Source organism: Alicycliphilus denitrificans K601, assembly GCF_000204645.1.
Lineage (GTDB): Bacteria > Pseudomonadota > Gammaproteobacteria > Burkholderiales > Burkholderiaceae_C > Alicycliphilus > Alicycliphilus denitrificans.
In genome coordinates this window covers 4,578,157-4,600,085 of record NC_015422.1, presented here as the reverse complement: position 1 = coordinate 4,600,085, position 21,929 = coordinate 4,578,157, and the positions used below count along the sequence as shown (strand labels likewise).

General features: G+C 68.6%; 20 protein-coding genes and 1 other annotated feature. Of the genes, 13 read left to right on the top strand and 7 right to left on the bottom strand.

All coding sequences use genetic code 11. The features are described from left to right. The first annotated feature begins 127 nt into the window (after positions 1–127). Entirely contained in the window at positions 128–880 is a 753-nt protein-coding gene (gene gph / locus ALIDE2_RS21795) for a phosphoglycolate phosphatase (RefSeq protein ID WP_013723157.1), read from the top strand. On the opposite strand, the gene ALIDE2_RS21790 is transcribed toward gph, so the two are convergent. After that, positions 819–3,584 (bottom strand): EAL domain-containing protein, encoded by a 2,766-nt coding sequence (locus ALIDE2_RS21790; protein WP_013723156.1) that lies wholly within the window; start codon positions 3,582–3,584, stop codon positions 819–821. The genes gph and ALIDE2_RS21790 overlap by 62 nt on opposite strands. A gap of 162 nt (positions 3,585–3,746) precedes the next feature. After that, positions 3,747–5,507 carry a methyl-accepting chemotaxis protein gene (locus tag ALIDE2_RS21785; RefSeq protein WP_013723155.1) on the bottom strand — a complete coding sequence of 587 codons (1,761 nt, stop codon included), beginning with the start codon at positions 5,505–5,507 and terminating at the stop codon, positions 3,747–3,749. A gap of 342 nt (positions 5,508–5,849) precedes the next feature. On the opposite strand from ALIDE2_RS21785, the gene trpE reads away from it, so the two are divergent. The 4 genes from trpE to ALIDE2_RS21765 all read left to right on the top strand — a co-directional run bounded on the left by trpE (position 5,850) and on the right by ALIDE2_RS21765 (position 8,918). Then, on the top strand, positions 5,850–7,349 hold the full coding sequence (trpE, locus tag ALIDE2_RS21780; RefSeq protein WP_013723154.1) for an anthranilate synthase component I: 1,500 nt from the start codon (positions 5,850–5,852) through the stop codon (positions 7,347–7,349). Continuing rightward, on the top strand, positions 7,346–7,687 hold the full coding sequence (locus ALIDE2_RS21775; protein WP_013723153.1) for a chorismate mutase: 342 nt from the start codon (positions 7,346–7,348) through the stop codon (positions 7,685–7,687). Before trpE ends, ALIDE2_RS21775 begins: the two co-directional genes overlap by 4 nt. Before the next feature lie 314 nt (positions 7,688–8,001). Next, positions 8,002–8,373, top strand: coding sequence for an antitoxin Xre/MbcA/ParS toxin-binding domain-containing protein (locus ALIDE2_RS21770; RefSeq protein ID WP_013723152.1), 372 nt, complete (start codon positions 8,002–8,004; stop codon positions 8,371–8,373). Further along, a complete protein-coding gene (locus tag ALIDE2_RS21765) occupies positions 8,370–8,918 on the top strand; it encodes an RES family NAD+ phosphorylase (RefSeq protein ID WP_013520794.1) in 549 nt (182 codons plus the stop codon). The genes ALIDE2_RS21770 and ALIDE2_RS21765 overlap by 4 nt, the downstream gene beginning before the upstream one ends. Here ALIDE2_RS21765 and ALIDE2_RS21760 read toward each other — a convergent pair. After that, the gene (locus ALIDE2_RS21760; protein WP_148262987.1) at positions 8,900–9,232 is read right to left on the bottom strand and encodes a hypothetical protein; all 333 of its coding nucleotides are present in this window, start codon (positions 9,230–9,232) and stop codon (positions 8,900–8,902) included. The genes ALIDE2_RS21765 and ALIDE2_RS21760 overlap by 19 nt on opposite strands. Between ALIDE2_RS21760 and ALIDE2_RS21750 the strand changes: the two genes are divergently transcribed. From ALIDE2_RS21750 to ALIDE2_RS21730, 6 genes are all read left to right on the top strand, one after another. Further along, a protein-coding gene (locus ALIDE2_RS21750; protein ID WP_085945337.1) for an IS3 family transposase occupies positions 9,231–10,465 on the top strand; the annotation gives its coding sequence in 2 pieces (ribosomal slippage) (positions 9,231–9,519 and positions 9,519–10,465; 1,236 coding nt in all). The genes ALIDE2_RS21760 and ALIDE2_RS21750 overlap by 2 nt on opposite strands. Continuing rightward, positions 9,509–9,625, top strand: a sequence feature (AL1L pseudoknot). It overlaps the preceding gene by 117 nt. Positions 10,466–11,262: 797 nt before the next feature. After that, positions 11,263–11,835, top strand: a complete 573-nt coding sequence (locus tag ALIDE2_RS21745; RefSeq protein WP_013723150.1) for an aminodeoxychorismate/anthranilate synthase component II — start codon at positions 11,263–11,265, stop codon at positions 11,833–11,835. Then, entirely contained in the window at positions 11,835–12,866 is a 1,032-nt protein-coding gene (gene trpD / locus ALIDE2_RS21740; protein WP_013520764.1) for an anthranilate phosphoribosyltransferase, read from the top strand. The genes ALIDE2_RS21745 and trpD overlap by 1 nt, the downstream gene beginning before the upstream one ends. Beyond that, a complete protein-coding gene (locus ALIDE2_RS25320) occupies positions 12,863–13,015 on the top strand; it encodes a hypothetical protein (RefSeq protein WP_013520763.1) in 153 nt (50 codons plus the stop codon). Before trpD ends, ALIDE2_RS25320 begins: the two co-directional genes overlap by 4 nt. A 6-nt stretch (positions 13,016–13,021) precedes the next feature. Further along, positions 13,022–13,822 (top strand): indole-3-glycerol phosphate synthase TrpC, encoded by an 801-nt coding sequence (trpC, locus tag ALIDE2_RS21735; protein WP_013520762.1) that lies wholly within the window; start codon positions 13,022–13,024, stop codon positions 13,820–13,822. A 60-nt stretch (positions 13,823–13,882) separates the two neighbouring features. Further along, entirely contained in the window at positions 13,883–14,599 is a 717-nt protein-coding gene (locus ALIDE2_RS21730; RefSeq protein WP_013723148.1) for a uracil-DNA glycosylase, read from the top strand. 8 nt (positions 14,600–14,607) lie between these two features. On the opposite strand, the gene ALIDE2_RS21725 is transcribed toward ALIDE2_RS21730, so the two are convergent. Continuing rightward, positions 14,608–15,513, bottom strand: a complete 906-nt coding sequence (locus ALIDE2_RS21725) for a LysR family transcriptional regulator (RefSeq protein WP_013520760.1) — start codon at positions 15,511–15,513, stop codon at positions 14,608–14,610. Positions 15,514–15,639: 126 nt separating this feature from the next. Between ALIDE2_RS21725 and ALIDE2_RS21720 the strand changes: the two genes are divergently transcribed. Further along, complete coding sequence (locus ALIDE2_RS21720; protein WP_013520759.1) at positions 15,640–16,602, top strand: tripartite tricarboxylate transporter substrate binding protein; 963 nt, start codon at positions 15,640–15,642, stop codon at positions 16,600–16,602. Between the two features lie 5 nt (positions 16,603–16,607). Next, a complete protein-coding gene (locus tag ALIDE2_RS21715; protein ID WP_013723147.1) occupies positions 16,608–18,215 on the top strand; it encodes a gamma-glutamyltransferase family protein in 1,608 nt (535 codons plus the stop codon). A gap of 58 nt (positions 18,216–18,273) precedes the next feature. Here the strand turns inward: ALIDE2_RS21715 and ALIDE2_RS21710 are convergent, their stop codons facing one another. The 3 genes from ALIDE2_RS21710 to ALIDE2_RS21700 form a co-directional block, all read right to left on the bottom strand. Then, positions 18,274–19,155, bottom strand: a complete 882-nt coding sequence (locus tag ALIDE2_RS21710) for a DMT family transporter (protein ID WP_013520757.1) — start codon at positions 19,153–19,155, stop codon at positions 18,274–18,276. Between the two features lie 148 nt (positions 19,156–19,303). Continuing rightward, positions 19,304–20,407, bottom strand: coding sequence for a tRNA preQ1(34) S-adenosylmethionine ribosyltransferase-isomerase QueA (queA, locus tag ALIDE2_RS21705; RefSeq protein WP_013520756.1), 1,104 nt, complete (start codon positions 20,405–20,407; stop codon positions 19,304–19,306). An 88-nt stretch (positions 20,408–20,495) separates the two neighbouring features. After that, positions 20,496–21,761, bottom strand: coding sequence for a cyclic di-GMP phosphodiesterase (locus ALIDE2_RS21700; RefSeq protein WP_013723146.1), 1,266 nt, complete (start codon positions 21,759–21,761; stop codon positions 20,496–20,498). Positions 21,762–21,929 lie beyond the last annotated feature (168 nt).

Here is a 21,929-nt window from a genome sequence, read left to right as displayed (position 1 = left end):
GGAGCGTATGTCCGCAGCCGGCGCCCGGGCTTGTCGGACTGTGCGCACAGGGCGGGGGGCGGCATTACACTGCGCGCGCCGCGTGCCCGCCGGGCGCGCCCTTCGCATGCAGGACAAGGATTTTTCGATGGTGATGGAGCAAGACCGCCTGGCCGCGCTGCTGGCGCGCACCGATGCGGCGATCGTGGACCTGGACGGCACCATGGTGGACACGCTGGGCGACTTTGCCGAGGCGCTGGGCCGCATGCTGCGCGACCTGCAACTGCCGGCCATCGCGCCCGCGCAGATAGCGCGCATGGTGGGCAAGGGCTCCGAGCACCTGCTGCGTTCGGTGCTGAAACAGGTCCTAACGCCCGATGGACAAGCGTCAGCAGCTATTGAAATAGAAGCAAAGGTGGAGGCGCTGTACCCCCGTGCCTGGGAGCGCTACGAACACCACTACCTGGCCATCAACGGCCAGTTCGCCACCCTCTACCCCGGCGTGGCGGAGGGCCTGCAGGCGCTGCGCGGCGCGGGCCTGGCCCTGGCCTGCCTGACCAACAAGCCCACGGCCTTCGCGCGCCCGCTGCTGCGCGCCAAGGGGCTGGAGGGCTTCTTCGACCATGTGTTCGGCGGCGACGCCTTCGCGCGCAAGAAGCCCGACCCGCTGCCGCTGCAGAAGGCCTGCGAGGCGCTGGGCACGGCGCCCGCGCGCACGCTCATGGTGGGCGATTCGAGCAACGACGCCCAGGCCGCGCGCGACGCGGGCTGCCCCGTGGTGCTCGTGACCTATGGCTACAACCATGGCCAGCCGGTGCAGGCGGTGGACGCGGACGGCTTCATCCATGCTCTGCCGGAGCTGGCTGCGGCGCGCGGTGCTGGGCACGCAGCCGCTCGGTGAGCTCCTGCGCGGGCATGGGCCTGCCGTACCAGTACCCCTGGCCGTAGTCGCAGCCGGCCCGCTGCAGGATGTCGTGCTGCTCGCGCGTCTCCACCCCTTCGGCCACCACGCATATGCCCAGCTGGTGCGCCATGGCGATGATGGCCTGGCACAGCGTGGCGTCCTCGTTGCCCTGGCTCAGCAGGCTGACGAAGCTGCGGTCTATCTTGATGTAGTCGATGTCGAAGCGCTTGAGGTAGGACAGCGATGAGTAGCCGGTGCCGAAGTCGTCGAGCGCCAGCTGTATGCCCGCGCCCTGCAGGGTCTGCAGCCGGGCGTCGGTGTCCTTGTCGGCCTCCAGCAGCACGCGTTCGGTGATCTCCGCCACCAGCGCCGAGCCGGGGAGCGACAGGTCCTGCAGGTGCGCCACCCAGGCCTGCACGCAGTGCCCGCTCGAATTGAGCTGCACGGGCGAGACGTTGACGCTGAGCCTGAACGCGGGCGCGATCTCCTCGCGCCACTGCGCCAGCTGGCACGCGGCCTCGCGCATCACCCAGTCGCCCAGGGGCACGATCAGGCCCGACTCCTCGGCCAGCGCGATGAAGTCGGCCGGGCTGACCATGCCGCGCACGGGCTGGTTCCAGCGCAGCAGCGCCTCGGCCTTGACGGTGCGCCCGCTGCGCATTTCCACGATCGGCTGGTAGTGCAGCGCGAACTCGCCCTCGTCCAGGCCCTGCTGCAGGTCGCGCAGCAGCAGGCGGCGGTTCTGCGCCTCCTGCTCCATGGTGGGCGCGAACTCGCAGAACTGGTTGCGCCCCTGCTCCTTGGCGGCGTACATGGCCAGGTCGGCGTGCTTGAGCAGCGTGACGCCGTCGTCGCCGTCGCGCGGGTAGAACGTCACCCCGGCGCTGACGGAGACATGCACCGTGCTGCCGGACAGCTCGTAGGGCTGGGCCACGGCGTGCAGCACCTTGCGGCAGATGGCGGGGGCGTCCTCCAGGCGCTTGAGGTCGCGCAGTATCAGCGTGAACTCGTCGCCGCCCAGGCGCGCCACCTGGTCGCTGCTGCGCACGCAGGACTGCAGGCGGCGCGCCACCTGGCGCAGCAGCTCGTCGCCCATGTCGTGGCCGAAGGTGTCGTTGACCTCCTTGAAGTAGTCCAGGTCCAGGAACACCAGCGCAAGGGGCAGGTCGCTGGCGCGCGCGCTGTCCATGCTGCGCTGCAGGTCCTGCTGGAACATCTGCCGGTTGGGCAGCTGGGTCAGGTGGTCGTAGTGCGCCTGGCGCCAGATCGAGGCCTCGCGCCGGCGCGCCTCGGTCACGTCGGCGAACAGGCCGATGTGGCTGTGGACGCTGCCGTCCTCGTTGTACGAGGTGCTGATGGTCAGGCGCTCGACGAACTCCTCGCCGTTCTTGCGGCGGTTCCTCATGTCGCCGCTCCAGCTGCCCGTCTCCCTCAGGCTGGTCCACAGGGCCTCGTAGAAGGCGCGGTCCTGGCGGCCCGAGCTGAGCACGTTCATGCGCCGGCCGAGGATGTCCGCGGCCTCGTAGCCGGTGATGGCGGTGAATGCCGGGTTGATGTCCTGCACCACGCCCTGGGCGTCGGTCACCACCATGGCCTCGGAGGTGTGCTGGTAGACCAGGGCGGCGCGGCGGGCGGACATCTCGGCGCGCTTGCGCTCGGTGATGTCCATCACCAGGCCGATGACGGCGGGCCTGCCCTGGAACGTCATGGCCGAGCCGAAGATCTCGATCTCTATCTTCGAGCCGTCGGCGCGCAGCGCGCTTCTTTCATGGCGCGCGCTGTGCTGGTGCGCCGCGGCGCGGGCCGGCGGCGGAAAAAGCCGCTCCATGGGGAAGCGGTCGGACAGCTGCGCGCGCCCGTAGCCCAGTATCTGCGCCAGCTGCTCGTTGGCGTAGATGATGCGGCCGGACTCATCGAGCATGTAGATGCCCGCCACGGTGTTCTCCGCCAGGCCGTTGAACATGGCCTGCATCTGCGCCAGGGCGGAGCGCTCCTGCGCCACGTCCTGCAGCAGCTGGGCGATGTGCGCGGCCGAATGGTCCAGCACCCGCGCCAGTTCGCCCAGCTCGTCGCTGGTGGACAGGCGCGTGCGCGTGCCGTAGCGGCCCAGCGCCATCTCGCGGCATTGCCGGGTCAGGACGTGGATGGGCCGCAGCACGCGGCGCGACAGCAGCGCATAGCCCAGCAGGAGCAGCAGCACGTCCAGGGCGAACAGGGCCAGGCTGCTCATGAGCGCGCGCTGGTGCGCGTCGTCGGCGAATTGCACCAGGCGGTCCATCAGGGCCTCCGTGCGCGCCAGCAGGTGCTCGCTGGCCGCCATGACCGACATCACTTGCGCGCTGGCCATGGGCGGCGCCAGGAGCAGGGCGTCGATGGCCAGGCGGTAGCGGAGCCAGCCCTCGTGCAGGGCTTGCAGCGCGGGCTGCAGGCGGGCGTCCAGCGGCTGCACCTCCAGCCCGTAGGCGCTGCCGCCGTCGCGCAGGGCGGCGTAGGTGGACTCGAAGGTGGCGTAGCGCTCCCGGGGCGTGGGCCAGGAGTCATCGGGGTGCCGCTGCTCGGCCAGGGCTTCGAGCGCTATGCGCTGGCCGAGCATGCGCATCTTCCCGGCCAGGTTCATGGTGGCGGCGAGGTTGTCGGACTGGCGCAGCAGCAGCTGCATGGTCAGCACGTTGCCCAGCGCCAGCAGGGAGACCAACAGCACTGCCCACCGCGCCTTGCTTTGGAGCGTTCGGGGCCAGGGGAGTCTCAGGGATTGGATGTTCACGGCAGAAAAGGGCCCTGCATGGTCGTGCAGGGCCCCGTGGGTGCATTGCGCGGCGGCGTCGCCGCCGCCGTCAAGAGGGAAGGGGTTCGTCGGCCTGGATCAGAAGCTTTCCCAGTCATCGTCGCCGCCCTGCGTTGCCAGGGCGGGGGCGGGCGCCTTGGATGTCTTGGGTGCCTGGGGCGCCTGGGGTGGCTGGGCGGTGGTGCGCGCCAGCGGCCGCGCCGGCGCGCCGGGCTTGGCTGTGCTGCGCGGGACGGGAGGCGCCGCCACGGGGGCGGGCGGCGGCGCCTTGACGGCGTGGGTGATGGCGGTGCCCGCATGGCCCGCGAGCTTGAACACGGCCACGGCCTGCACGAGCTGCGCGGCCTGGGCCTTGAGGCTGCTGGCCGCCGCGGCGCTTTCCTCCACCAGCGCGGCGTTCTGCTGCGTGGCCTGGTCCATCTGCGTGATGGCCTCGCCCACCTGGGACACGCCGCTGCTCTGCTCGCTGCTGGCCGCGCTGATCTCGCCCACGATGTCGGTGACGCGCCGGATGGCGCCGACCACTTCGGTCATGGTCGCGCCGGCCTTGTCCACGAGCTGCGTGCCCTGCTCCACGCGCTCGACGCTCGCGGTGATGAGCTGCTTGATTTCCTTGGCCGCCTCGGCGCTGCGCTGCGCGAGGTTGCGTACCTCGCCGGCCACCACGGCGAAGCCCCGGCCCTGTTCGCCCGCGCGCGCGGCCTCCACCGCTGCGTTGAGCGCCAGGATGTTGGTCTGGAACGCGATGCCGTCGATCACGCCGATGATGTCGGCGATCTTGCGGCTCGCGTCGTTGATGCCGCGCATGGTGTCCACCACTTCGGAGACGACCTCGCCGCCCTGCGCGGCGACGGTGCTCGCGCTCATGGCCAGCTGGTTGGCCTGGGCGGCGTTGTCGGCGTTCTGGCGCACGGTGGCGCCCAGCTGTTCCATGGAGGCGGCCGTTTCCTGCAGCGCGCTGGCCTGGCTCTCGGTGCGCGCGGACAGGTCGCCGTTGCCCTGCGCGATCTGGGCGCTGGCCGTGGCCACGCTCTCGGCGTTGGCGCGCACGTCGGACACCACGCGCGCCAGGTTGTCCTGCATGTGGCGCAGCGCGTTCAGCAGGGCCGCGGCCTCGTCGCGGCCCTGGGCCTCGATGGGCTGGGTCAGGTCGCCCTCGGCGATCTGGCCGGCGCGGCGCACCGCCTGCTGCAGCGGCATGGTGACGGAGCGGCTCAGCACGAAGGCCGCGCCCGCGCCCACCAGCAGCGCCAGCGCCGTGGCGGCGAGGAGGATCGCGCGGCCCTGGGACGCCTCCGCGACGGCCTGTTCACGGGTGTGCTCGTACAGATCCTGCTGGCGCTCCTCCAGTGCGAAGAGGGTGCGGATGTAGGCATCGGACAGGGGCTTGAGCTGGCTGTCCACCAGGGGCCCGACGTCCTCGCCCGCGGCCTTGCGCTTGAACAGGTCGGCGCGTGGCGAGCGGTAGGCCTCGCGGGCCTTGTCGATGTCGGCGAGCAGCTCGCGCCCCTTGTCGGACTGCAGCAGCCGCTCCACCGCCTTGCGCGAGACATCGACGTCCTTGGATGTCTGGTCCATTTCCGCCTGCCAGCTGGCCAGGTGGCTGGTGCCCGAGTCGAGCAGCGCGGCGCGCGTGCGGATCCAGTTCTGGTAGATGCCCTGGCGCCACTGCTGGGCGGCCTTGAGTCGTTCGTTGTCGGTACTGGTGAGCTGCTGGGTGGTGGCCGCCAGGGCCTGTAATCGCCATATGCCGATGCCGGCGATGAGCGCAGTGATGAACAGGACGAGTCCGAAGGACAAGGCCAGGCGCGTGCCTACCTTGATGTTGCTGAGTTGCATGCGTAGCTCCATGATGCCGCAAATTGCAAATAAATGTTTCTTTGATGATGACATGTTTTTACGATTGCAATGCGGTCATAAAACACGGGTCTGCGGGCTTTTTCAGCGTTCCGGGGGCTTTGCTACACTTTCGCCCATGTTCGTTCATCGCACGTTCATTGCAGGTCGCAGCGACCGGGGAGCCTGGCCCTGGCGCAAGCCTGCGAAACTGAACCCCTGATCGCACCTGGGCCGCTCCCAGCGTGCGCCCGTGACTCCGCCCGCAGCTGCGGGCCGTCTCCCGAATGAACCCGCGGCCCGCGCCCGAACGGCGGCGCGCCGCACGAGCTGGGAACTCTCCTCGTGATCACTGAACTCGAATTCAAAAGCCTGGCCCTGGAGGGCTACAACCGCATCCCCTTGATCGCGGAAGCCTTCGCGGACCTGGAAACCCCCCTGTCCCTCTACCTCAAGCTGGCCCACGGCAAGGGCGACGGCACGAACAGCTTCCTGCTGGAGTCGGTCGTCGGCGGCGAGCGCTTCGGGCGCTACAGCTTCATCGGCCTGCCCGCGCGCACGCTGCTGCGCGCGAGCGGCTTCGGCGACGCGGCCAGGACCGAGGTGGTGACCGACGGCCAGGTGGTCGAGACCGCCGCCGGCAACCCGCTGGACTTCATCGCCGAATACCAGAAGCGCTTCAAGGTGGCGCTGCGCCCGGGCCTGCCGCGCTTCTGCGGGGGCCTCGCGGGCTACTTCGGCTACGACGCGGTGCGCTACATCGAGAAGAAGCTCGAATCCACCTGCCCGCCCGACACGCTGGGCTGCCCCGACATCCTGCTGCTGCAGTGCGAGGAACTGGCCGTCATCGACAACCTCTCGGGCAAGCTCTACCTCATCGTCTATGCCAACCCGGCCGAGCCCGAGGCCTATGCCAAGGGCAAGAAGCGCCTGCGCGACCTGAAGGACCAGCTCAAGTACTCGGTGAGCGCGCCCGTGGTGAGGCCCAGCGAGAGCCACCCCGCGCAGCGCAGCTTCGCCAAGGCCGACTACCTCGCCGCCGTGGCGCGCGCCAAGGAGCTCATCGCCGCGGGCGACTTCATGCAGGTGCAGGTGGGCCAGCGCATCCACAAGCGCTACACCGAATCACCGCTGTCGCTCTACCGCGCGCTGCGCTCGCTGAACCCGTCGCCCTACATGTACTACTACCACTTCGGCGACTTCCAGGTGGTGGGCGCAAGCCCCGAGATCCTCGTGCGCCAGGAGGCCACGCCCGAGGGCCAGAAGATCACCATCCGCCCCCTGGCCGGCACCCGCCCGCGCGGCGCGACGCTCGAGGCCGACAAGGCCATCGAGCAGGAACTGGTTCAGGATCCCAAGGAGCGCGCCGAGCACGTGATGCTCATCGACCTGGCGCGCAACGACATCGGCCGCATCGCCAAGACCGGCACGGTGAAGGTGACCGAGGCCTTCGCCATCGAGCGCTACAGCCACGTGATGCACATCGTGAGCAACGTGGAGGGCATCCTCAACGACGGCATGACCAGCATGGACGTGCTGCGCGCCACCTTCCCCGCCGGCACGCTCACGGGCGCGCCCAAGGTGCACGCGATGGAGTTGATCGACCAGCTGGAGCCCACCAAGCGCGGCCTCTACGGCGGCGCCTGCGGGTATCTCAGCTACGCGGGCAACATGGACGTGGCCATCGCCATCCGCACGGCAATAGTCAAGGACGGCACGCTCTACGTGCAGGCCGCGGCCGGCGTGGTGGCCGACTCGGTGCCCGAGCTGGAGTGGAGGGAGACCGAGCACAAGGCCCGCGCGCTGCTGCGCGCGGCGGAACTCGTCGAGGAGGGCCTGGAATGAGCCGCGCCATCGACAAGGTCCGCCACTGCACCACGCTGGCCGAGGTGCGCGACGGCGTGAACGCGCTGGACGACCTGCTGGTGCCGCTGCTGGTCGAGCGCGGCGGCTACATGACCCAGGCCGCCCGCGTGAAGAACGACGAAGGGCTGGTGCGCGACGAGGCGCGCATCCAGGCCATCATCGACCGCGTGCGCCCCATGGCCGAGGCCCAGGGCGGCGACCCTGACCTGATGGAGCGCCTCTACCGTGCGATGATGGAGTGCTATATCGCCTACGAACACGACGAGCTGGCCCGGCTGCGCGCCAAGGGGCTCCAACCCAAGGGAGAGCACGCATGAAGCTCCTCATGATCGATAACTGCAAACAGCGTCCACCGAGGGCTTTTCACGTCCACTGAGGATATGTAAGTTGTTGATTCAAAAGGAATTGATTTCTGCGGAGTTCTACTGACTTCCAGAGCAAGCCAGCGCCGATGTGTGTAATGAAGTGAGTAATGGCAAGCCTTGAGGGCGTTATACACATGGGCTTGACTGTCAGAGCCTTCTGAACTTGTTGGAGGCAGGCAGACATCGGATTATGGTGGCTCCGCCGGTTGCACAAAGGCTAGGGTGAGTGCAAAATAAGTGCATATCTATTGCGTGGAGCCAGAGCCATGAGCGCCGTGCTGCAACAGCCTTTTGTCGAGCAATTCCGCGAGCCGGGTACGCCGTATCTGTCTCCGGCCCTGCTCGGGGATTTCCTCGGTTTCCAGATTCAGGAGTTGGCGGAGCGCGCCCACGTGCACCGCAATACCCCGACCGCCAGGCCCCAGGCGCCACAACTGCAAAAGTACCTTCAGGACATGGTGCGGGTACTTGCTGTGGCTACCGAGATGACCGGCGACGAAAAGCGTGCGGCCTTTCTTGTGCGCAATGAACCGCTGCGCGCCTTCGGCTACAAGACCGCCGATGCCTTGGTTCAGGAGGGGCGGGTCGATGCGGTCATTGCCTATCTGGAGTCGCTTGCAGGCGGTGCTGCTGGATGATTCCAGTCGCGATCCTCGGCGAGGGCAAGGCCGAGGCTTTCTACCGCATCATCTCACCCGCTTATGCTGGCATGCCGCTGTCCGGTATGGGGGCTGCGCGCCAGGGCGGTCGCTTCAATCGGCCCGGCCAGGAAGCCCTCTATCTGGCGATGGATGAAGCCACTGCATTGGCGGAATACAAGCAGGACAACCCGTGGCTGCGTCCGGGCACGATCTGTACGTTCTTTGTCAAAGGGCTGCGGGTGGCGGACTTCAGTGCGGGCTTCGATCCACAGAAGTGGCCGCCATTGTGGGCTGATTTCGCGGTGGACTGGCGAGCGGAGTGGTTCGGTAAATCGGTTGAACCGCCGACTTGGTATATGTCCGAGGATGTGATTGCTGAGGGACTTGATGGAATCCTGTTCCCCTCGCAGGCACGGCCTGACGGCATCAATCTGGTGGTCTACCGGAGTTCTGCAAGGCCCGCGGACCAGTTGCGCGTGTACGACCCCGATGGCGTTCTGCCGAAGATCGCTCCCTTCGCTGGTCACCCATGGACACCCTGACCCTTGGTCCTGGCGCGGCCCTCGTTGCCCGCGATTTCTCCCCCCGCGACGCTGACGATGTCCCTGTCGCGCGCAACGTCGCCGAGCACGCGGTGGCTTACCTTTTTGAGCCAGTGGCGCTGCTTCCCGGGCTGAAGCTGGGCGACATCTTCCGGTTGTTCGAGGCTTGCCCCGAGCTCCATGCCGTCTTTCGCAGAAACTGGTCGTTCGCGGTCTGTGAAGAAGCACGCAAAGGCCCCGTGCCCCGACCACGCCATGACCATGAACAGCCCCGGATTTCGAGGAGGCACCAACTCTTGAGAAGATGGAGCCATGAACAAGTCACCGAAGTTCTCCCCGGAAGTCCGCGAGCGCGCCGTTCGCATGGTGCAGGAGCACCGAGCCGACTACCCGTCGCTGTGGGCAGCCATTGAATCGATTGCGCCCAAGATTGGCTGCGTGCCGCAGACCTTGAATGACTGGGTCAAGAAGGCCGAGGTCGACAGCGGCCAGCGCCCCGGCACCACCACGGCAGACGCCCAGCGCATCAAGGAACTGGAGCGTGAGGTCAAAGAGCTGCGCCGGGCCAACGACATCCTGAAGACGGCCAGCGCGTTTTTCGCGCAGGCGGAGCTCGACCGCCGATTGAAGTCTTGAAGAACTACATCGACCGCCACCGTGATGACTACGGGGTCGAGCCCATCTGCCGGGTGCTGCAGATGGCCCCGTCGTGTTACTGGCGCCACGCAGCCCGGCAACGCAACCCGCAACTGCGCAGTCAACGCGTCCAGCGTGACGAGGGTTTGAAAGCCGACATCCAGCGCGTGTGGCACGCCAACTGGCAGGTCTACGGGGCCGATAAGGTCTGGCTGCAGATGAACCGCGAGGGCATCGCAGTGGCGCGCTGCACGGTCGAGCGCCTGATGCGTGCCATGGGCTTGCAAGGAGCACGCCGTGGCAAGACAGTGCGCACCACCACGCCGGACACATCGGCACCGTGCCCGCTGGACCACGTCAACCGGCAATTCAAGGCCAGCCGGCCCAACGAGCTGTGGGTGTCGGACTTCACCTACGTCTCCACCTGGCAGGGCTGGTTGTACGTGGCCTTCGTGGTGGACGTGTACGCCCGGCGCATCGTGGGCTGGCGGGTCAGCCGCAGCATGCAAACGGACTTCGTGCTGGATGCGCTGGAGCAGGCGCTGTATGACCGCCAGCCAGCAGCCCATGCCTTGACGCACCATTCCGACAGGGGCAGTCAATACGTTTCCATACGCTACACCGAACGCTTGGACCAGGCGGGTATCCAGCCATCAGTGGGCAGCCGGGGTGACAGCTACGACAACGCACTGGCCGAGACCATCAACGGGCTGTACAAGGCCGAGCTGATTCACCGCCGGGGACCCTGGAAGACCAGGGAATCCGTGGAGCTGGCCACCCTGCAGTGGGTGCACTGGTTCAATCACGTCCGACTGCTCACGCCGATTGGGGGCATCCCTCCGGCAGAAGCTGAGGCAAACTACTGGAGGCAACTCGCCGTCAGCGACACCTCGACAGAGGTGTCAACTTAAACCAATCGGCCTCCTTGAAAGCCGGGGCGGTTCACTCGCTATCATCGGGCCAGCGGCAGCAAACGCTGCATAGCAGCCAGTCTCGCCGGAACATGGTGGCTGGACCCTCTTTCAGAGGGATGTCCAAGTGGTGCAAGATCTCCTGCTTCGGTTTGGTGCTCGAACCAGTCTGTTGCCCAGGTGCGAACCATTGTCAAAGTGGCATAGGCTGAGTGAAATGGAACAGGGGCGCGGATGCTACACTCTCCATCGCTTGGAGCAGATGCCTACTCCGGAACCAGTATGGCCTTGCATATCTGCCAATCAAGCTCTCACATCTGACATGATCTGTACTGTCTCGATCAACGTTACCCATTGGTGGCGCTTCCTAGTTGGAAGCGGCACGTTGTTGCGGCCATGAGCCGCTCCTTGCCGCCGGTACCGGTAGGCAAGGTTTAGTCAGATGTCATCCGGCGCGGCGGCTCCAGCATCTAGAGGAGATCGCCAATGTCTTCATCGTTGTCCCAAGTTCGCTACATGTCTTTGCATGGCCATGCGCGGCCTACTCTTGGCTTCGTCCCTTGGCGATGCTTGTCGATGGTGCGCGGCGGGATGGTCGCTGTATGGGGGTAAGCATGTTCGATGCAGATTGCTAGCCGGACGCGCTGTCGTGGTTACGACCTGTTAGAGCCATTTCTGCATGACCCTCAAGGCGTTCGGGTATCTTTTGGCCCATCTTCCCCGTTCGGCGTGTACATAACTGTGTATATCGGAATGCGTGGAATCAGGCAAAAAACAATGTAAATCAAGGACTTACGATGATCAAGCTTTTGATGATCGACAACTACGACAGCTTCACCTACAACATCGTCCAGTATCTGGGCGAGCTGGGCGCCGAGGTGGAGGTGTTCCGCAACGACGAGATTACGCTGGAGGGCATCGCCGCGCGCGCGCCCGATCGGCTCGTGATCTCACCCGGGCCATGCTCGCCGGCGGAGGCGGGCGTGTCCGTCGCCGCCATCCAGCACTTCGCGGGCAGGCTGCCGATCCTGGGCGTGTGCCTGGGGCACCAGAGCATCGGCGCGGCGTTCGGCGGCAGGATCGTGCGGGCGCAGGAGCTCATGCATGGCAAGACCAGCGTCATCACCACCACGCAGAAGGGCGTGTTCGCGGGGCTGCCCCGGCAGTTCACCGTGAACCGCTACCACTCGCTTTCCATCGAGCGCGCGAGCTGCCCCGAGGTGCTGGAGATCACGGCCTGGACGGACGACGGCGAGATCATGGGCGTGCGCCACAAGACGCTGCCCATCGAGGGCGTGCAGTTCCACCCCGAGAGCATCCTGACCGAGCACGGCCACGCCATGCTGAAGAACTTCCTGGAGCAAGCATGATGATCACCCCGCAAGAAGCGCTGCAGCGCACCATCGAGCACCGCGAGATCTTTCACGACGAGATGCTGCACCTGATGCGCCTCATCATGAGCGGCGAGCTCTCGCCCGTGATGACGGCGGCCATCGTCACCGGCCTGCGCGTTAAGAAGGAGACCATCGGCGAGATCACCGCCGCCGCGCAGGTGATGCGCGAGTTCTCGCGCAAGGTGCACGTGGCGGACACGCGGCAGCTCGTGGACATCGTGGGCACGGGCGGCGACGGGGCGAACACCTTCAACATCTCCACCTGCGCCACCTTCGTGATCGCCGCCGCGGGCGGCAAGGTAAGCAAGCACGGCGGGCGCGGCGTGTCCAGCAAGTCGGGCAGCGCGGACGCGATGGAGGCGCTGGGCGTGCACATCAACCTCACGCCCGAGCAGATCGCCGAGTGCATCGCCGAGGTCGGCATCGGCTTCATGTTCGCGCCCAACCACCACCCGGCCATGAAGAACGTGGCGCCCGTGCGTAAGGAGCTGGGCGTGCGCACCATCTTCAACATCCTGGGGCCGCTGACCAATCCCGCGGGCGCGCCCAACATCCTCATGGGCGTGTTCCACGAGGACCTCGTGGGCATCCAGGTGCGCGCGCTGCAGCGCCTGGGCGCGGAGCACGCCGTGGTGGTCTACGGCCGCGACGGGCTCGACGAGATCAGCCTGGGCGCGGGCACGCTGGTGGGCGAGCTCAAGGACGGCGTGGTGCGCGAGTACGAGATCCACCCCGAGGACTTCGGCCTGCGCATGGCCGGCACGCGCGCGCTGCGCGTGGAAAGCCCCGAGGAGTCGAAGGCCCTGCTGCTCGAAGTGCTCAAGGGCGCCGAGGGCCCGGCGCGCGACATCGTCTGCCTGAACGCGGGCGCGGCGCTCTACGCGGCGGGCGTGGCGCCCTCGATCGCCGAGGGCCTGGCGCGCGCGCAGGCCGCCATCGACAGCGGCGCGGCGCTCGCCAAGCTCGACGCGCTGGCCGCGTTCACGCGCCGGCTGGCCGCGGCATGAGCCTGCTCGATGCGCCCATCTGGCGCGACGCGGGCACCTGGATCGTGCTCGGCGTATCGTTGCTGTTCGTCGTCGTGGGCATCGCGATGCACTGCGCCGTCCGCAAGGTGCTGCGCGCGCCGCAGCCCGACCAACCTTCCAGGGACTGAAAAGCCATGTCCGACATCCTGAGCAAAATCTGCGGCGTGAAGGCCGAGGAAGTGGCCGCCGCCAAGAAGCGCATGCCGCTGGCCGACATGCGTCGCGACGCCGAGAGCCGCGTGCTCACGCGCGACTTCGTGGGCGCGCTGCGCGCCAAGATCGGCGCGGGCCAGGCCGGCGTGATCGCCGAGATCAAGAAGGCCAGCCCCAGCAAGGGCGTGATCCGCGCCGACTTCATCCCCGCCGACATCGCGCAGAGCTATGCCGAGGGCGACGGTAAGGTGAGCGCCGCGTGCCTGTCGGTGCTCACCGACCGCCAGTTCTTCCAGGGCCAGCCCGACTACCTCAAGCAGGCGCGCGCGAGCTGCACTTTGCCCGTGCTGCGCAAGGACTTCATGGTCGATCCGTACCAGATCTACGAGTCGCGCGCGATGGGCGCGGACTGCGTGCTGCTGATCGCTGCGTGCCTGGACGACGCGCAGATGGCCGACATGGAGGCCATCGCCCATGGCCTGGACATGGCCGTGCTCGTGGAGGTGCACGACGGCGCGGAGCTGGAGCGCGCCTTGAGGCTCAAGACCCCGCTGGTCGGCATCAACAACCGCAACCTGCGCACCTTCGAGGTATCGCTGCAGACCACGCTGGACTTGAAAAAGCACGTGCCGGCCGACCGCCTGCTGGTGGCCGAGTCGGGCATCCTCGCGCCCGACGACGTCAGGACGCTGCGCGATGCGGGTGTGAACGCCTTCCTCGTCGGCGAGGCTTTCATGCGCGCGCCCGATCCCGGGCTGGCGCTGGCCCGGCTGTTTGCATGAATGCTCCTTGTTTGATAGCTTGTTGCGCTTGATGGATAAGCCTTGGAGGCCATTTCGACCATGAACGACGCGCCGCGCTCCCCCACGCAACTCATGAGCGCCGACCCGGCCGATTGGCCCGTGGCGCCCGGCTGGCAGCCGCTGGTCGATGGCTTCTTCGCGGGCGAGCGCGGCCAGGCGCTGCTGGCTTTCCTGCACGCGCGGCTGGAGGCGGGCGCCGCCATCTTTCCCCCGAAGCCCCTGCGCGCGCTGGAGCTCACGCCGCCCGAGCAGGTGCGCGCGGTCATCCTGGGGCAGGACCCGTACCACGGCCGCGGGCAGGCCGAGGGGCTGGCCTTCTCCGTCGCGCCCGGCGTGCGGCTGCCGCCCTCGCTGCAGAACATCTTCAAGGAAATGCAGCGCGACCTGGGCGTGCCCTTCCCGCCGTTCCCCGACCCCGGCGGCAGCCTGGTCAAGTGGGCGAGGAACGGCGTGCTGCTGCTCAACACCTGCCTCACCGTGGAGGAGGGCCAGGCCGCGAGCCATTCCGGCCGGGGCTGGGAGCAACTGACCGACGCGGTGATCCATCACGTGGCCGACGGCGACCGGCCCGTGGTCTTCATGCTCTGGGGCAGCCACGCGCAGTCCAAGCGCGCCTTCATCCCGCGTGATCGCGGGCACCTCGTGCTCACGGCCAACCACCCCTCGCCGCTGTCGGCGCTGCGCCCGCCCGTGCCCTTCATCGGCTGCGGGCATTTCGGCAAGGCGCGCGCCTTCCGCGAGCAGCACGGCTACTGACTGCCCGGCTACCCCGCCAGACTCTCGCACAGCAGTGCGAGGAAGGCCTGCGCCGCCACGGGCAGGCTGCGGCCCGCGAGGGTCTGCACCTGCAGGTCGCGCAGGTCCATGCTCTGGTCGCCGATGGGCCGGGCCACGAGGGCGCCGGCGGCGACCATGTGGCGCGCGGCGACCTCGCTGCCCACCGACAGCCCGCCGCCGCTCGCCACGAAGTGCAGCATGGTCTTGGCATGGTTGCTCACGAGCACGGGCTCCAGGCGCAGGCCCTGGCGGCTGCAGACGATGTCGATCATCTGGCGCACCGTGGTCTCGGGCGGGGGCAGGGCTAGCGGGTAGCGCGCCATGCGCGCGAGCGTGACGCTGCGCGCGCGGGCCAGCGCGTGGCCCGGCGGCAGCAGGGCCAGCACGGGCGCGCTCTGGCGGTAGGCCACGGCGATATCCTTCTCGGGCGCGCGGCTGAAGCACAGGCCGATGTCGGCCGCGCCGCCGCGCACCGCGCCGGGCACCTGGGCCGTGGGCAGCACCTGCACGCTGAACTGGATGCCCTGGTGCGTGCGCTGGAAATCCGCGCACAGGCGCGGCACGAGCTCGTTGGCGAAGGCGTCGGACGTGGCCAGCCGCACCTGCCCCGCGCGCAGGCCGCGCAGCGCGCCGATTTCGCCCAGCGCGTGCTCGGCGTCCAGCTGCGCGCGCCGCGCGTGGCGCGCGAGGATCTCGCCCGCCTCGGTGAGCACCATGCCGCGCGGGTGCCGCTCGAACAGCGGCGCGCCGAGCTGCGCCTCCAGTCCCGCGATCTGCCGGCTCAGCGCCGACGCGGCCACGTGCAGGTGTGCCGAGGCCTCGGTGATCGAGCCGCTCTGCGCCACCGCGAGGAAGTAGCGCAGCGCGGTGTCTTGCAACTGGTGGGCGCGCATGGGCTGCAAGTATGCAGTGCTTTGCCGTTTCGGCAACGCAGGCTTCCAGAATCGGTGTTGGTCAGAACGCGGACGCTTTTCTAAGATGCCCGGTCTCGAAGCATTCAATAACTGAGGAGCACTGCGATGCGTATCTGGGCCCTGGGCGTGGCGTTGTGGATGGCATGGGCGGGGGCGCAGGCGCAGGCCTGGCCCGACAAGCCCGTGCGCGTGGTGGTTCCGTTCCCGGCCAGCGGGGCGACCGACCTCGTGGCCCGTGTGGTCACGCAGCGCGTGGCGCAGGACCTGGGCCAGCAGTTCGTGGTGGACAACAAGCCCGGCGCGGGCGGCACCATTGGCGCGGCCGAGGCCGCCAAGGCCGCGCCCGACGGCTACACGCTGCTGCTCACCACGAGCAGCACGCACGCCATCTCGCCGCACCTCATGCCGCGCCTGGCCTACGACGCACGCAAGGACTTCACGCCCGTGGCGCACCTGGCCGACGCGCCCAGCGTGCTGCTGGTCACGCCCTCGCTGCCCGCCAAGTCGGTGCAGGAGCTCATCGCCTATGCCAAGGCCCATCCGCGCGCGCTCAACTATGCGTCCAGCGGCAACGGCACCATCGTGCACCTGAACGCCGCCGCGTTCAGCGCCCAGGCCGGCATCGAGATGACGCACGTGCCCTACAAGGGCACGGCGCTGGCCATCCCCGACCTGGCCGCGGGCCAGGTGCACCTGCTGTTCGACTCCCTGCCCACGGGCATGCCGCACGTCAAGAGCGGCCGCCTGCGCGCGCTGGCCGTCACCAGCGAGAAGCGCAGCGCGCTCGCGCCCGAGCTGCCCACGCTGGCCGAGTCGGGCCTGCCCGGCTATGCGTCGGTCACCTGGTTCGGCGTGTACCTGCCGGCCGGCGCTTCGCCCGCGCTGGTCGATCGCATCACCAAGGCCTTCACCAAGGCCATGCAGGCTCCCGAGGTGGCGGCCAGCCTCGCCAAGCTGGGCGTGGAGCCCGCCGCGCCCGGCACGCCCGCGCAGTTCGCCGCCATGGTGCAGGCCGACAGCGCGCGCTGGGCGAGCGTGATCCGCCAGCACAAGATCTCCCTGGAATGACCGCCATGCACCACGACGCAAAGACCCTCGACTGGAGCCTGCCCTACGCCTCGCACCGCAGCGCGGTGATGGGGCGCAACATTGTCTCCACCTCGCAGCCGCTGGCCGCCCAGGCGGGCCTGTCCATGCTGCTGGCCGGCGGCAACGCCGTGGACGCGGCCATCGCCGCCGCCATGGCGCTCACCGTGGTCGAGCCCACGGGCTGCGGCATCGGCAGCGACGGCTTCGCCATCGTGTGGGATGGCAAGGAGCTGCATGGCCTGAACGCCTCGGGCCGCTCGCCCGCCGCGTGGACGCCCGAGTATTTCGCCAAGCTCGGCGGCATTCCCGAAAAGGGCTGGAACGCCGTCACCGTGCCGGGCGCCGTCTCGGCCTGGGTGGCGCTGTCGCAGCGCTTCGGCAGGCTGCCGTTCGCCCGGCTGGCACAGCCCGCCATCGGCTACGCACGCCAGGGCTTCCCCGTATCGCCCACCATCGCGCGGCTGTGGGAGCTGGGTAGGGCCAAGCTGGGCGAGCAGCCGGGCTTCGCCGAATGCTTTTTGCCCAATGGCCGCGCGCCGCGCGCGGGCGAGGTCTTTCGCAGCGAGGCGCACGCGCGCACGCTGGAGCTGATCGCCGCCACCCAGGGTGAGGCTTTCTACCGCGGCGAGCTGGCCGAGAAGATGGCCGCGCATTCGCAGGCCAACGGCGGCGCGATGACCGAGGAAGACCTCGCGGCCCACCAGGCCGACTGGGTGGGCACGGTGAGCCAGCGCTTCGGCGACTCGGTGATCCACGAGATTCCGCCCAACGGCCAGGGCATCGCGGCGCTGATGGCGCTGGGCATGCTGGATGCGCTGGGCGTGGGCGATCAGCCGCTGGACGGCGTGGATAGCGTGCACCTGCAGGTCGAGGCCATGAAGCTTGCCTTCGCAGACCTGCACCAGTACAACGCCGACATAGCCCACATGCGCGTCGTGCCCGCCGACCTGCTGCGCCCCGAATACCTGCGCGAGCGCGCCGCGCTGATCGACCCCGCGCGCGCGGGCGCGCCCACCTATGGCGCGCCGCGCGCGGGCGGCACGGTGTACCTGGCGGCGGCGGACGCGCAGGGCATGATGGTCTCGTTCATCCAGTCCAACTACATGGGCTTCGGCTCGGGCGTGGTCGTGCCGGGCACGGGCATCAGCCTGCAGAACCGCGGCCACGGCTTCAGCCTGACGCCTGGCCATGCCAACGAGGTGGGGCCGCGCAAGCGCCCCTCGCACACCATCATCCCGGCCTTCGCGATGAACGCCGACGGCACGCCGCAAATGGCCTTCGGCGTCATGGGCGGCCCCATGCAGAGCCAGGGCCACACGCAGATGGCGCTGCGCGTGCTGCGCTACGGCCAGAACCCGCAGGCGGCGGCCGACGCGCCGCGCTGGCGCGTGACGGGCGGCAAAGGCGTGGCCGTGGAGCCGCACTTCGACGCGGCGGTGGTGGAGCAACTGCGCGCGCGCGGCCACGAGGTCACGGTGGAGGCGGGCAACGGCGTGTTCGCCTTCGGCGGCGCGCAGCTCGTGCTGCGGCAGGGCGACGTGTACGTCGCGGGCTCCGACCCGCGCAAGGATGGGTGCGCGGTGGCGTTCTAAGCCAAATCGGCCTCCAGCGCTTGCCAGGAAAGGGCTGGCAGCTCTCTTTTCGTGAGTATCAGCGCGTCTCGCGCACCGTGAGCCACGCGCTCGCCGCGCCGCTGGCCGCGATCAGCCCCATGCCCACGAGCGACCAGCCGTCAGGCATGTGGCCGTACACGGCCCAGCCCGCGAGCATGGCGAAGCCGATCTGCGTGTAGAGGAAAGGCGCGATGGTGGCGGGCGTGGTGCGCGCGTAGGCGCGCAACAGCATCAGGTGCCCCAGCGCGCTCGACAGGCCCATGACGAAGGTGCCCAGCCACACCCAGGGGCTGGCGATGTGCGTCCACACGAACGGCGCGCCCAGCGACGTGAGCGCCGTGGCGATCCAGCCCGTGTAGAACTGCGTGGTGGCCGGGTCTTCCTGGCCCGCCATCAGGCTGCTGAGGATCTGGTAGCCCGTGGCCAGGGCCAGCATGGCCAGCGGCAGCAGCATGGCCCAGGTGAAGGCGCCGCCGCCGGGGCGCAGGATGAGCATCACGCTGGCCAGGCCCGTGGCCACCAGCACCCAGCGCAGCGGGCTCACGGGCTGGCGCAGCCACAGCGCCGCCACCAGCGTCACGCACAACGGCGTGGCCGCGACGATGGCCGTGAACTCGGGCAGGGGCATGAACCGGATGCTGAGGAATCCGAACAGGCTGGTGCCCGCGAACAGCGCCGCGCGCAGCATCTGGAAGCGCGGGTGCCGCGTGCGCGGCCAGCGCCAGCCCGTGCGCGGCAGCACCCAGGCCGAGGTGAGCAGCGACTGGAACAGGTAGCGCAGCCACAGCGCCATGAAGAGCGGCACCGTGGCGCCCACGAGCTTGGTGGACATGTCCAGCAGCGCGAAGCAGGCGCACGCGCCCACGGTGAGCGCGATGCCGGAGAGGGCCGAGCGCCGGCGGTTTGCGGAAGCCGTCATGTCAGTTGTTCATGGCGCAGTGCGTGAAACCGGCGCGTGGCGGGCGAGGGCCGCCGCGCAAGGGCCGCCCCGCCGCGCTGAGCAAGCGATCCCCCTGCCCGCATTGCGTAGCAATGCGAGAGCGGGGGGGGGGAGGGCCCGAAGGGCCTCAGGGGTGTGTGGGGTCATTCTTGCGCTCCAGCAGCATCGAGTCTCCGTAGCTGAAGAAGCGGTAGCGCTCCTCGATGGCGTGGCGATACAGCTGCATCACGTGCTCGTAGCCCGCGAAGGCGCTCACCAGCATCATCAGCGTGCTCTTGGGCAGGTGGAAGTTGGTGACGAGGAGTTGGACCACCTGGAACTGGAAGCCCGGCGTGATGAAGATGTCCGTCTCGCCTGTGGTCTGGCCGCTTCGGGCCCACGATTCGAGCGTGCGTACCGTGGTCGTGCCCACGGCCACCACGCGCCCCGCCCGCATGCGGCAGCGCTCCAGCGCGGCGAGCGTGGCCAGCGGCACCTCGTACCACTCGCTGTGCATGCGGTGCTCGGCCAGGCTCTCGGTCTTCACGGGCTGGAAGGTGCCCGCGCCCACGTGCAGGGTGACGCTGGCCCGCTGCACGCCGCGCTCGGCCAGCGCGGCCAGCACCGCGTCGTCGAAGTGCAGCGCCGCCGTGGGCGCGGCCACGGCGCCTGGGGCGCGCGCGAAGACGGTCTGGTAGCGCTCGGCGTCCTCGGCCTCATCAGGGTCGTGGCCCGCGTTCTGCTGGCGTTCGATGTAGGGCGGCAGCGGCAGGTGGCCGTGGCGCTCCATGAGCTCCCAGGGCGTCTCGCCCGCAGGGCCGTGCAGCGCGAAGCGAAACAGCGGGCCGTCGGCGTCGGGCCAGCGCGAGAGGAGCGTGGCGTCGAAGCCGCCCGCCGCCTTGCCGCCGGCCATGTGCACCGTGGCGCCGGGCATGGGCTTCTTGCTGACCTTCATGTGGGCCACGACCTCGTTGCCGGCGAGCACGCGCTCGATGAGCAGCTCCAGCCGGCCGCCGCTCGCCTTCTCGCCGAACACGCGCGCCTTGACCACGCGCGTGTCGTTGAACACGAGCAGGTCGCCTTCGCGCAGCAGCGCGGGCAGCTCGTGGAAGATGCGGTCGGAGGGTGGGGCGGCGCGCCCGTCGAGCAGGCGCGAGCTGCTGCGCACGGGGGCGGGGTGCTGGGCGATCAGCGCCTCGGGCAGGGCGAAGTCGAAGTCGGAGAGCGTGAAGGCGCGGGGGCTGGTGGACATGGGGCTTGAGGGCCGGACGGGCCCGTGCCAAGAGGATGCGGGTGGACGAAAAAAGGCCGCGATTTTCCCACGCCCTTTGAATAGACGCTTACCAGGGGCGCTCGGGCAGTCCCGACCAGATCTCGTTGAGGTCGGGGAAGTTCCACTGGGCCGGGTTTTCGCGCCCCACGATCTTCTCCGCGCAGCCCGGCGCGGACAGATCGACGATTTCGGGCGGGATGCGCAGGTCGGACTTCGTCGAGAAGAAGACCTTCACGCGCGGCGCGAGGAGCGAGCCGCCGTTTTGCTCCGTCACCACGCCCAAGCGTCCCGAGGCCAGCCGCACCAGCGAGCCCACGGGGTAGATGCCGATGGTCTTCACGAAGGCCTGCAGCAGCCGGCCGTCGAAGTGGTCATGTGTCCACTCGGCCATGCGGCGCAGCGATTCGGAGGGGTCCCAGCCGTTCTTGTAGGGCCGGTCGGAGGTGATGGCGTCGTACACGTCGCAGATGGCCGCCATGCGCGCGAGCACGCTGATCTCGCTGCCCTTGAGCCGGTGGGGGTAGCCCGTGCCGTCGATCTTCTCGTGGTGGTGCAGGCAGGCGTCGAGCACGGCCGGATGCACGCTGCTGGGCTGCAGCATGGAGTGCCCCGCCTCGGGGTGGCTGCGGATGATGGCGAACTCTTCGTCGGTCAGCTTGCCGGGCTTGTTGAGGATGTGCAGCGGGATGGCCGCCTTGCCCAGGTCGTGCAGCAGGCCGGCCAGGCCCGCCAGGCGCGTGGCCTGCTCGTCCATGCCGATCTGCCGCGCCAGCGCCACCATGAGCGCGCACACGGCCACCGAGTGCATGTAGGTGTAGTCGTCGGCCGTCTTCAGCCGCGCCAGGCTGATGAGCGCGCCGGGGTTGCGCATGACCGAGTCGGAGATCTCGTCGACCATGCCCTGCGCGGTCTGCGTGTCCAGGGCGCGGCCCATGCGCGCCTCGGCGAACATGGAGACCACGGCCTTCTTGGCGCTGGCGCAGATCGACGCGGCGCGGCGCAGCTCGTCGGACATCGCGCTGGGCTTGAGCGCGTCGTCCTTGCCCAGGTCGATCGGCAGCTCGGCCTGGTTGTTGCCCGCATGGTGCAGCTCGGATTCGACCTGCGCGTCGACTTCCTCGCGGGACACGGCGGCGGTGCCGGGCGTCACGTCCAGGCCCTTGGAGACGTCGATCCAGACCTCGCGGATGTTGGTCTTGCGGATCAGCGCGAGGTCTTTCGGATCGGTGAGCAGAAAACGCGAGCGCCAGAAGGGATGCTCCATCCAGGAACCGCAGAATTCGTGCAGATACATGCCCAGGACGAGGTGCCGGACATCGATGCGCTTGAGCATGGGGACAGTGAAAAAGCGGGAACGAAAGTGCCGGTGCCGTGGCAGGGCGGTCCCGCCCGCCCCGGCCCGGCTGTGTATCGGAATGTACAACACTCCCCCCTCCCCCCCGCGGGCCCTGCCCGTGCGGGGTGCAGGTCCTCGGCAAAGGGTGGCGCACGGCGTGGTAGC